General features: G+C 67.7%; 8 protein-coding genes. 4 read left to right on the forward strand and 4 right to left on the reverse strand.

Annotation, left to right across the window (positions count from 1 at the left end; all coding sequences use genetic code 11):
- From ACIQ6S_RS13480 to ACIQ6S_RS13490, 3 genes are all read left to right on the forward strand, one after another.
- On the forward strand, positions 1-416 hold a 416-nt coding region (locus ACIQ6S_RS13480; protein ID WP_397608803.1), incomplete at its 5' end, for a peptide chain release factor-like protein.
- Between the two features lie 80 nt (positions 417-496).
- Entirely contained in the window at positions 497-2,029 is a 1,533-nt protein-coding gene (gene lysS / locus ACIQ6S_RS13485; protein WP_397608804.1) for a lysine--tRNA ligase, read from the forward strand.
- A gap of 264 nt (positions 2,030-2,293) precedes the next feature.
- Positions 2,294-4,411: an Ig-like domain-containing protein gene (locus tag ACIQ6S_RS13490; RefSeq protein WP_397608805.1), complete on the forward strand. Its 2,118-nt coding sequence runs from the start codon at positions 2,294-2,296 to the stop codon at positions 4,409-4,411.
- 48 nt (positions 4,412-4,459) lie between these two features.
- Here ACIQ6S_RS13490 and ACIQ6S_RS13495 read toward each other — a convergent pair whose 3' ends face one another.
- From ACIQ6S_RS13495 to ACIQ6S_RS13505, 3 genes are read right to left on the reverse strand one after another with little or no spacing between them, the layout of a single operon-like run.
- A complete protein-coding gene (locus ACIQ6S_RS13495) occupies positions 4,460-5,701 on the reverse strand; it encodes a putative bifunctional diguanylate cyclase/phosphodiesterase (RefSeq protein WP_397608806.1) in 1,242 nt (413 codons plus the stop codon).
- Positions 5,676-6,905 (reverse strand): HD-GYP domain-containing protein, encoded by a 1,230-nt coding sequence (locus ACIQ6S_RS13500; RefSeq protein WP_397608807.1) that lies wholly within the window; start codon positions 6,903-6,905, stop codon positions 5,676-5,678. Before ACIQ6S_RS13500 ends, ACIQ6S_RS13495 begins: the two co-directional genes overlap by 26 nt.
- A gap of 9 nt (positions 6,906-6,914) precedes the next feature.
- Positions 6,915-8,600 carry a long-chain fatty acid--CoA ligase gene (locus tag ACIQ6S_RS13505; RefSeq protein ID WP_397608808.1) on the reverse strand — a complete coding sequence of 562 codons (1,686 nt, stop codon included), beginning with the start codon at positions 8,598-8,600 and terminating at the stop codon, positions 6,915-6,917.
- A gap of 181 nt (positions 8,601-8,781) precedes the next feature.
- On the opposite strand from ACIQ6S_RS13505, the gene ACIQ6S_RS13510 reads away from it, so the two are divergent.
- Complete coding sequence (locus ACIQ6S_RS13510) at positions 8,782-9,180, forward strand: nuclear transport factor 2 family protein (RefSeq protein ID WP_297866356.1); 399 nt, start codon at positions 8,782-8,784, stop codon at positions 9,178-9,180.
- A gap of 96 nt (positions 9,181-9,276) precedes the next feature.
- Here ACIQ6S_RS13510 and acnA read toward each other — a convergent pair.
- A partial coding sequence (gene acnA / locus ACIQ6S_RS13515; protein ID WP_397608809.1) for an aconitate hydratase AcnA occupies positions 9,277-11,372 on the reverse strand: 2,096 nt, incomplete at its 5' end.

An 11,372-nucleotide genomic window follows, 5' to 3' on the forward strand; every position in this document is an offset into this window, starting at 1 on the left:
ATCTCAAGACCGACGTCTACCGCTCCTCGGGCGCCGGCGGTCAGCACGTGAACAAGACCGAATCGGCGGTGCGCATCACGCACGTGCCGACCGGCATCGTCGTGGCCTGCCAGAACGGCCGCAGCCAGCACCAGAACCGCGACACCGCGATGAAGATGCTGGCCGCGAAGCTCTACGAGCTGGAGATCCAGAAGCGCAACGCCGAGAAGGACGCTGTCGAGGCGACCAAGTCCGACATCGGCTGGGGCAGCCAGATCCGCAACTACGTGCTCGACCAGAGCCGGATCAAGGACCTGCGCACCGGCATCGAGCGCAGCGACACGCAGAAGGTGCTCGACGGCGACCTCGACGAGTTCGTCGAGGCGAGCCTGAAGGCCGGCCTCGAGGTCGGCGCCAAACGGAGCGATGCGGCCTGACCGCATCGCCCCCCCGGTTCTCGGCCTTCGCCGACGTATCGCTCCTTCGCCCGATCCATTCCTCTTTTTTCGAAGCTCCCATGTCCGAACAGCCCAACGCCCCGACGACGTCCGCCGCCGAGAACGCCCCCGATGAGAACAAGCTCATCGCCGAGCGCCGCGCGAAACTGACGGCGCTGCGCGGGCAGGGAGTCGCCTTTCCGAACGACGCCAAGCGCGAGCACTACGCCGGTGACCTCCAGGCCGAGTTCGCCGACAAGGACCAGTGGACGGCCGAAGCGCTGGAAGCGGGTGGCCGCTCGGTGCGCATCGCCGGCCGCCTGATGGCCAAACGCGTGATGGGCAAGGCCGCGTTCGCGCAACTGCAGGACATGAGCGGGCGCCTCCAGCTCTACCTCGTGGGCGCGGACTTGGGCGAGAGCTACGACGCCTTCAAGGGCTGGGACATCGGCGACATCGTCGCGGTCGAGGGCGGCCTCACCCGCACGCGCACCGGCGAGCTGTCGGTCAAGGTAGCGGCCATCCGCCTGCTCACGAAGGCGCTGCGCCCTCTGCCGGACAAGTTCCACGGCCTCGCCGACGTCGAGCAGCGCTACCGCATGCGCTATGTCGACACCATCGTCAGCGAGGAGTCGCGCGAGGTGTTCGTGCTGCGCTCGCGGATCATCGGTGCGATGCGCCGCTGGCTCGACGCCCGGCGTTTCCTCGAGGTCGAGACGCCGATGATGCATTACATCCCCGGCGGCGCCACGGCCAAGCCGTTCATGACGCACCACAACGCGCTGGATCTTGATCTGTACCTGCGCGTCGCGCCCGAGCTCTACCTGAAGCGCCTCGTCGTTGGTGGCTTCGAGCGCGTGTACGAGATCAACCGCAACTTCCGCAACGAGGGCGTGTCCACGCGGCACAACCCCGAGTTCACCATGCTCGAGCTGTACGAGGCCTACGCCACGTACACCGAGATCATGGACCTCACCGAAGGCGTGATCCGCGACGTCGCACAGGAGGTGCTCGGCCGCACCGCGCTGGAGTGGGAGGGCAGGGCGATCGACCTCGGCCCCGCGTTCCGCCGCTGGCGCATGGACGATGCCGTGCGCGAGGCGGACCCGACGATCACCGCCGCCGACTGCCGCGATCGCGAGGCGCTGGCGAAGCACTGCGCCCGCCACGGCGTGCACGTGAAGCCGTCCTACGGCTGGGGCAAGCTGCTGCTGGAGCTCTTTGAGAAGCTGGTCGAGGGCAACCTCGTGCAGCCGACCTTCATCACCCACTACCCGGTGGAGGTCAGCCCGCTGGCCCGCGAGAGCGACAACGAGCCCGGCATCACCGACCGCTTCGAGCTGTTCGTCGGCGGCAAGGAGATCGCCAACGGGTTCTCCGAGCTCAACGATCCGGAAGACCAGGCCGCGCGCTTCAAGGCGCAGGTCGAGGCCAAGGACGCCGGCGATGACGAGGCCATGCACTTCGACGCCGACTACATCCGCGCGCTGGAAGTGGGCTTGGCCCCCACCGGCGGCCTGGGCATCGGTATCGATCGTCTGGTGATGCTGCTCACCGACCGCGCGTCGATCCGCGATGTGCTGCTGTTCCCGTACATGCGCCCCGAGGCCTGATCCCCGCGTCGATTCGTTTGTATTTCGTAAGGCGCTTTGCGGAAAAGTGTCGACTGAATCACGCTTTTTGACACCTTTTGACGGTGTCTGTGCGGTGGCAGGCTGTGACGGCGGTCTCACTGTTAGCATCCGGCGTCCCTCTCTGTACTGACGTGCATGCCGACGACCGATCGCGCCCCCGAGCGTCGCGCCCCTGAGCGCCGCGTCATTCGTTCTTCCTTGCGCCGCTCCGGCGCTCCAGCACGAGTTCTTGCCACGGCCGGCGTGGTGCTTGGCCTTCTGGCCGCCGGCAGCGCGGGCGCCGCGGTGCAAACCGTCGCCGACCGCTTCGTCGTCACCGAGAACTCGGCCGCGCTGAGCCTGCGGGTGCTCGCCAACGACCGCATTCCCGCGGCCGAACTGGCGGATGGCACGCTGACCGTGCTGCGTGCGCCGGTGCTGGGCACCGCGTCGATCAATGGCTCTGGCACGACGGGCACCGTGGCGGACGACGTCCTCGTCTACCAGCCGACCGCCGACCGCAGCGGCGAGGATTCACTGCGCTACCGCGTCTGCGGTGGCGGTGCCTGCGCCGAGGGCGAGGTGGCGATCGTCGTCCGTCCCATCGCCGAATCGATCACCCTCGCGGTGACCTCGGGCAGCGGCTACCAGGACCTCGGTGGCGCGAATGTCCGTGCCCTGCCATCGGCGCGTTTCGTCGCCAGCCCGCTGGTGGAGGCCCAGGTCTCGGAATACCCGCTCGCGGTCGACCCGACGCCCTGGTTGCCGTTCGCCGGCAACGCGGAACTGTCGCTGAGGGTGCTGCCATCGGCGCCGACGGCCCGAGACTGGCGCGTGCTGGTCGACGCCCGCTCGCTCTCTTCCGGCAACGTCGACGTGTACCTCGGCATCGACAGCAATCGCGACGGGCTGGCCTCCGCGAACGAACTGCGCTGTTCGGCCGGCATGTCTGCTACGGCGGAACGCTGCGAGATGGCCGTCACGGTGCCGACCTGCGGCAACGTCATGTACTGGATGCTGGTGGTGAACGCGGGCAGCGTCGCGCATACCGCACGCGTCGAGACCTTCGAAGTGCCGATGGATGCCGGCGACGGCAGCCTCGTCGCCACCGGGCCGGGCAACATCGCCGCCCGCGCCGCGTTCCCGCTGCGCATGGGCTGGAACGCGCCGACCCTCGCCGACACGCAGAGCCGCGTGGGCTATGTCTCCGTGCAATCGGCGGCGGGGGTGACGGTCGGCAGCGTGCCCGTGCGCGTCAATCGCGCCGGCCGTGCAGAGAACGGTATCGCCTTGGCCAGTGGCGAAGAGCGGGCGTTCCGCCTGCCCGCGGCAACGGCGCACGACCGCCTCTTCATCGATGTCCCGGCTGGGGCGAGCAGCCTGTCCGTGACTGCGCGTGCCAGCGAAGGCGTCGACCTGTACCTGGCGCGCGTGCCGGCGCCCGTCGCCAACGCAGCCATTCCCACCATCGCCGCTGCACCAGCGCGCAGCGCCGCGAACGCCGCGTCGAGCGCCACGGCGCCGCTGCAGACCCTGTCGGTCAGCGGTGCTGCCCTGTCGCCGGGACGCTGGTACGTCGTGCCGACCAATCCCTCGGCACGCATCGGCGAGATCGCCGTCCTCGCCACGGTGGCCGGCACCGCACCGGTGGTGCGGCCGGGCGGCTACTTCAACACCGGTCGTCCGGGGCACGGTCTGTTCCTTTACCCCGCGGGTGCGGAGTGGGCGGGGCTTTGGTACACCTTCCTGCAGGACGGCAGTTCGACCTGGTACTACCTGCAGGGACGCGCGCCGGGGGCGAACGGGCAGTGGCGCGGCACGGTCTACCGCAGCGCGTGGGACGGTTCGCGCAACACGCTGTCCGCGGTCGGCGAAGCGGTGACCACGCCGACGGGCGCCGACGCCTTCACCTTCAGCTACCGCCTCGATGGGCAGGCGGGCAGCGAGGCCTTCTCCAGCTTCGGCCGCGGCTGCCCCAGCCTCAATGGCGCGCCGGTGAACGCCAGCGGCCACTGGTTCGATCCGGCGCGTGCAGGCACGGGCTACAGCGTGCAGATGTTCCCGAACTACGAGTTCTACGCCGCCTTCGTCTACGACGCCGCGGGCGTGCCGCGCTTCCTCACCGCGGAGCGCTCCGGCTTCGGCGGCGCGAGCGCCAGCGTGCCGCTCGAACAGCTCACCGGGTTCTGCCCGCTGTGTGCGCGGACCGCAGCCCCGACGCGACGCGCGGCGGGGAGCCTGGCGCGCTCCTTCTCCAACGGCAACTTGTCGATCATGGCCGTCGACGCCACCTATGCGGCGGGCGTGAGCGGACGGTGGACCGGCACCGACAGCGTGCAGGCGCTGGGTGGCAGCACGTCGCTGCAGGGCTGCACGCTCTGACGGGAGAGGGGCACAGGGCGCGCCGAGGCGCGCCCGGAGGGGCGGGAATCAGCGCAGCCAGTGGCTGATCGGCGCAGGCCGGCCGAAGAGATAGCCCTGGGCGTGGTCACAGCCAGCCTCGAGCACTGCGCCGAGCATCGCTTCCGTTTCCACGCCCTCGGCCACCGCCCGCATGCCGAGGCGATGCGCCATCCCGGAGATCGCCTCCAGCAGCGCGCGCGTCCGAGGATTGGCGGCATCGGCGACGAAGCTCTGGTCGATCTTGAGGATGGCGGCCGGCAGGTGGCGCAGGTAGCCCAGCGAGGAATAGCCCTGGCCGAAGTCGTCGATGGCGAGGCGCACGCCCTCGGCGGCGAGGCGCTGCAGGGCGCTGGCGTTACGGCCCACGTCGTGCAGCACGGCCGTCTCGGTCACTTCGATCATCAGGCTGTGCGGCGGCAGTTGCCAGATCGCCAAGGCGGCGAGCACCTGCTCGCAGAGCGCGGGATTGTCGAAGGCGCGGGCCGACAGGTTGATCGCGCAGTAGAGGTCCGGATGGCGACGCTGCAGGGGCACGAACTCACGCAGCGCGACCTGCAGGGTCCAGCGCGTCAACTCCTCGGCGAGCCCCGCATCCTCGGCCATGGGGATGAACACGGAGGGCGCGACCTCGTTGCCATCGCCGCGGCGCCAGCGCGCCAAGGCTTCGTAGCCGACTACCCGTTGCTCGGGCAGCGTGACGATCGGCTGGTAGACGAGGTCGAGCGCGTTGCGCGAGAGCGCGTCGCGCAGCTCCGTGACCATCGCGTCCTGCGTGTACTCGCGGGCGATGGCGATGGCTTCGCCTTCGCGCAGCGCGTGCACGACGGCCGCGCTTGCACGCTGCTGCAGCGAGGTCGGGGATTCGCCGGGTTCGATGGCGAGCGCGGCCCCCACCGTGGGCATCAGGTGCAGGTGGCGGCCACCGGAGATGATGGGCGGTTCCAGTTCGCGAATGATGCGCTGGGCGGCGAGCTCGGCGTGGCCGAGACCCAGGAGCCGCGGCAGGAGCACGTAGAAGTCGCCGTGCCCGCTGCGCAGCAGGTGGTCGCCCGGCCGGAGCGCGGCGACGATGCGGGCTTCGGCTTCGTCGAACGCGACTTCCGTTAGCGGCTGCCCGTGGGCGGCGGCCAGTGCCAGCCGTTGCCGGAAGTGGACCTGCAGCAGGGCGAGGCTGGCGTTCGGCGAGGCGGACTTGAGGAGCAGCGCCGCGGACGCTTCGTAAGCCGGCCAGCCCGCCGGGGTGTCAGAGGAAGAACTCGGCGAGATCAAGGCCGTAGGCTCCCGGCTGCAGCGCGCGGTGGATGGTGAGCCGCGGGCCGTCCGCCTCGGGCTGCTGCCAGAGGTCGACCTGTCGGAAGGCGGGATTGACGGTCTTGTCCGGGCGCGTCAGCACGGTGACCTTGGGCAGCAGTCGGCGCGCGCTGTTCTGCGCGGTGATGACAGCGACTTCGCCACTGCTCAACTCGACCAGCGACCCGGTCGGGTACACGCCGATGCTTTGGCTGAACTGCTCGATGAGCTCGGCCTGGAACAGGCGGTCGCGTTCGCGGTAAAGGGCCTGCAGGACGTGGTGGCGGGCGGACGCCGGCTGGTAGATGCGTGCGCTGCTCATCGCATCGAAGCTGTCGACGATGCCGAGCATCCGCGCTTCGAGCGGGATCTCGAAACCGCGACGCCCGGCGGGGTAGCCGCTGCCGTCGTGGCGCTCGTGGTGGTGGGCCACCGCGCTGCGGATCAGCGGGGTGGTGCCCGGCGTGCTGTCGAGCTGAGCCAGGCTGGCTTCGACGTGGCGCTTCATGGTCTCGCGCTGCACGTCGGAAAGCGGAGCCGCGTGGTTCACTGTGCCCTCGGGAAGGGAGGCCAAGCCGAGATCCATCAGCATCCCTGAACTCGCCAGTTCCACCAGCACACTGCCGGGGAAGCCAAGCTGCCGGCCGAAGGCCGACATCAGCGCCGCGCAGTTCACCGCGTGGCTGTAGGCATAGGGGTCGCGCTCCTTCAGGCTGGCCAGCCAGAAGTACGCGTCCGGATTGCGGATGACGCTGGCGACGACCGGCTCGACCGCGGTACTGATCTCCTCGATCGACAGCTTCCGGCCTTCACGCAGGTCGGCAGTGAGGCGTCGCGACAGTTTCTGGGCCTCGTTCGCCGCGAACTTGATGCGCGGCAACTCCTCCTCGAGGCTGGCACTGATCCGATATTGCGTCGGTGCGCCCACGTGGCGCAATCCGCTGCCGCCGCTGCCCACGTCCAGGCTCATCAGCACGGCCTCCGGCGTGCCATCGACGCTGCGGATGCGGTCGATGAACACGTAGTCGGCGTGCTGGCGGACGGCGATGATGTCGTCCACGGTACGAACCATCACGCCCTGCAGCGGGAATGCCGTGGTGTCCCACGAGCGACCCTCCAACCGGCACACGAACATGCCGGGCTGCAGTTCGTTGACGTTGAGACGAACCTCTTCGACAGCCATCGCGTGGCGTCAGGCCGGCGATTTGGCGGCGGAGTCGCGGAGTTCGCGCCGCAGGATCTTCCCGACGTTGGTCTTCGGCAGTTCGGTGCGGAACTCGACGATCTTCGGGAGCTTGTAGCCGGTGAGGTTGTCCTTGCAGAAGGCCTTCACCTGCTCGGCGGTGAGGTTCGGGTCCTTGCGGACCACCACCACTTTCACCGCCTCGCCCGACTTGTCATCCGGCACGCCGACCGCCGCGACTTCCAGCACGCCGGGCATCGTCGCGATCACGTCCTCGATCTCGTTCGGGTACACGTTGAAGCCCGACACGAGGATCATGTCCTTCTTACGGTCGACGATGTAGAAGAAGCCCGCGGGGTCCATCTTCGCCATGTCGCCGGTGTGCAGCCAGCCTTCGGCGTCGATGACCTTGGCGGTCTCTTCGGGGCGCTGCCAGTAGCCCTGCATCACCTGCGGGCCCTTGATGCAGAGTTCACCCACTTCGCCATGCGCCAGCGTGCGGCCCTCGTCGTCCTTCACGCAGGCATCGGTGGAGGAGATCGGCAGGCCGATCGCACCATTGAAGTCCTTCAGGCCGAGCGGATTCATGCACGCCGCCGGCGAGGTCTCGGTGAGGCCATAGGCTTCGATCAGCGTGCAGCCGGTGGCCTTCTTCCAGCGCTCCGCCACGGCGCGCTGCACGGCCATGCCGCCGCCGAGCGTCAGGTGCAAGGAGGAGAAATCGATGGTGTCGAAGCCCGGCGTGTTGAGCAGGCCGTTGAAGAGCGTGTTCACGCCGGTGATCGCGGTGAAGCGCACCGACTTCAGCTCCTTGACGAAGCCGGCCATGTCGCGCGGGTTGGTGATCAGGTGGTTCAAGCCGCCGAACTTCATGAAGACGAGGCCGTTCGCCGTCAACGCGAAGATGTGGTAGAGCGGCAACGCCGTGATGATGATCTCCTGGCCCGGCTTCGCGTTCGTGCCGATCCAGGCCGAGGCCTGCTGCATGTTCGCGACGAGGTTGCGATGGGTGAGCATCGCGCCCTTCGCCACGCCGGTGGTGCCGCCGGTGTACTGCAGGAAGGCGATGTCCGTGTTGCGGAGCGTCACCGAGGGCAGGGTGTGCTTGGCGCCTTCCGTCAGCGTGTGGCGGAAATTCACCGCGCCGGGGATGTCGTAATCCGGGACCAGCTTCTTGACGTACTTGATGACGAAGTCGACGACCTTGCCCTTCGGGAAACCGAGCATCTCGCCCACCGAGGTGACGATGACCTGCTTCACCTGCGTCCCGGCCACGACTTCGGCGGCGGTGTGCGCGACGTTCTCGAGCACCACCAGCACGCTGGCACCGGAGTCGTCGAGCTGGTGCTTGAGCTCGCGAGGGGTGTAGAGCGGGTTGGTGTTGACGACGGTGAGGCCGGCGCGCAGGGTGCCGAAGATGGCGATCGGGTACTGCAGGACGTTCGGCATCATCAGCGCGACGCGATCACCCTTCTTCAGCTTCAATACGTTCAGCAGGTAACTGGCGAACTGCTGGCTGAGGCGGTCGATGTCGCCGTAGGTGAGGACCTTGCCCATGTTCGAGAACGCGGGACGGTCGCGGTACTTGGCGATGGCGTTGTCGAGGACCGAGACAATGGACGGGAACTCGTCCACGTCGATTTCCGCGGGGACGCCCTGCGGGTAGCTGGACAACCAAGGACGCTCAATGCTCATCGACAACACCCCTATCGCGTGGACCGCCCGACACGCCAATGCGGCGCCGTACGGAATTTCGAGTATTCGCTCGATTGCAGCACAGGGGGCGATATCGGGCAAGCCGCGAGGGCGCTGTTTCTTCCCTTCGTCGTGGCGAAAGGGGCGTGGTCTTCTCGCCGTGCTGACATGTCTTGTCCTCATGGCCCTCGCCGGCTGCGCCGATCCGCCGGATGAGGCCGCGCTCCGTGCCCGGATCACCAGCCTGCAGGAGGCGGTCGAAGCCCGCGATACCGGAGCCTTGCTCGAGGCCGTCGACCCGGAGTTCGGTGGGCCCGACGGCATGGATCGCGACGGCCTGCGCCGCTACGCGACCCTGATGCTGCTGCGCCAGCAGAACGTCGGCGTTGCGATCGGGCCGGTCGACGTCGAACTTCGCGGCGACCGCGCCGCGGCGCGCTTCGACGCCGTCGTCACCGGCGGCAACCGGTTCGTCCCGGAAGGGGTGGAGGCTCGGCGGGTCGAGACGGTCTGGCGTCTGCAGGGCCGTGACTGGGTGCTGGTCAGCGCCGACTGGTCCAAGCCGGCGTTGGGGCAGTAGCACGGCCGCACGGCGCGGCATCACCGCCCCTTGCCCGCCAGAACGACGAAGGCCGCCCGGAGGCGGCCTTCGTGGGAGAGCGGGGGCCGTTTGCGCTTAAGCCGCCTTGGCGCCCGCGGCCAGCTGGCGCAGCACGTAGTGCAGCAGGCCGCCGTGGCGGAAGTACTCGACTTCCTTCGGCGTCAGCAGCAGCACCTGGGCCTTGAAGCTCACCACCGAGCCGTCCGGGCGCTTGGCGCTGATGTCCGCCACCTTGCCGGCGCCGTCCTGCAGGCCGGTGATCGAGACCACCTCGTCGCCCTTCAGGCCGAGCGTCTGGGCGTTCTGGCCGTCGAGGAACTGCAGCGGCAGCACGCCCATGCCCACCAGGTTCGAGCGGTGGATGCGCTCGAAGCTCTCGGCGATGACCGCCTTGATGCCCAGCAGGTTGGTGCCCTTGGCCGCCCAGTCGCGCGACGAGCCGGTGCCGTATTCCTTGCCCGCGAACACGACCGTGCCCACGCCCTCGGCCTTGTACTTCATGGCCGCGTCGTAGATGGCCAGCTTGTCACCCGACGGGTAGTGGATGGTGTTGCCGCCCTCTTCGCCGCCCAGCATCAGGTTCTTGATGCGGATGTTGGCGAAGGTGCCGCGCACCATCACGTCGTCGTTGCCGCGGCGCGAGCCGTAGCTGTTGAAGTCGACCGGGGCGACGCCGCGCGACTGCAGGAACTTGCCCGCGGGCGAGCTGGCCTTGATGTTGCCGGCCGGCGAGATGTGGTCGGTGGTGATCGAGTCGCCGAAGATGCCCATGACGCGCGCGCCGTGGATGTCGCTGATCGAGCCGACCTGCATCGTCATGCCGTCGAAGTAGGGCGGGTTCTTGATGTAGGTCGAATCGTCCCACTGGTAGGCGTCGCCGTCCGGCGATTCCACCGCGTTCCAGCGGCTGTCGCCGCGGAAGACGTCGGCGTAGTTCTTGGCGAACATCTCCGGGCCGATGGTGGCGGCGATGGTGTCGCCGATTTCCTTGTTCGACGGCCAGATGTCCTTCAGGTAGACCGGCTGGCCGTCCTTGCCCGTGCCCAGCGGCTGGGTGGACAGGTCGAGATCCGTGGTGCCGGCGATGGCGTAGGCGACGACGAGCGGCGGCGAGGCCAGGTAGTTCATCTTCACTTCGGCGTGCACGCGGCCTTCGAAATTGCGGTTACCCGAAAGTACCGAAGCAACCGTGAGGTCACCGGCGGCAATAGCAGCGCTGACCTCGACCGGCAGCGGACCGGAGTTACCGATACAGGTAGTACAGCCGTAGCCGACGACGAAAAAACCCATGGCTTCAAGATCTTTCAGGACATCGGCTTTTTTCAGGTAATCGGTGACCACCAAGGAACCCGGTCCGAGTGAGGTTTTCACCCAGGGTGCAGGCTTCAGGCCACGGGCCGCGGCTTTGCGAGCAAGCAAGCCGGCTCCCAACATCACTGCCGGATTCGAGGTGTTGGTACAGGAGGTGATGGCGGCAATGACTACGGCGCCGTCCTTCATTTCCACCGACTGACCGTTGATTTGGGTCTGGACCGTACCCAGCGCTGCAGTGACATCGCCACCCTCGTTCTCGAACTTCGCGACATCGCCGTTTTTCGGTTTGCGGTTGGCGGTCAGGGCGACCAGATTATCGCTGTAGTTCTGTTTCATCTCGGTCAGCAGCACACGGTCCTGCGGACGTTTCGGGCCGGCCAGGGACGGTTTGACTTCGCCCATGTCCAGATGTAGAACCGCGCTGTATTCGGCTTCGGCATCGGTTCGCCACAAGCCTTGGGCCTTGGCATAGGCCTCAACCAGATTGATCAGTGTTTCTTCTCGGCCGGACAGGCGCAGGTAATTCAGGGCTTCGGCATCAATCGGAAAGATGCCGCAGGTCGCACCGTACTCTGGCGCCATGTTGGCGATGGTGGCGCGGTCGGCCAAGGGCAGGCGATCAAGGCCGTCGCCGTAGAATTCGACGAACTTGTTGACCACGCCATGCTTGCGCAGCATCTGCACGACTTTCAGCACGAGGTCGGTGGCGGTGGTGCCTTCGATCATCTGGCCGGTCAGTTTGAAGCCGACGACTTCGGGGATCAGCATGGAGACGGGCTGGCCCAGCATCGCGGCCTCAGCCTCGATCCCGCCGACGCCCCAGCCCAGAACGGCCATGCCGTTGACCATGGTGGTGT

The sequence above is a fragment of the Silanimonas sp. genome, assembly GCF_044377035.1.
GTDB lineage: Bacteria > Pseudomonadota > Gammaproteobacteria > Xanthomonadales > Xanthomonadaceae > Silanimonas.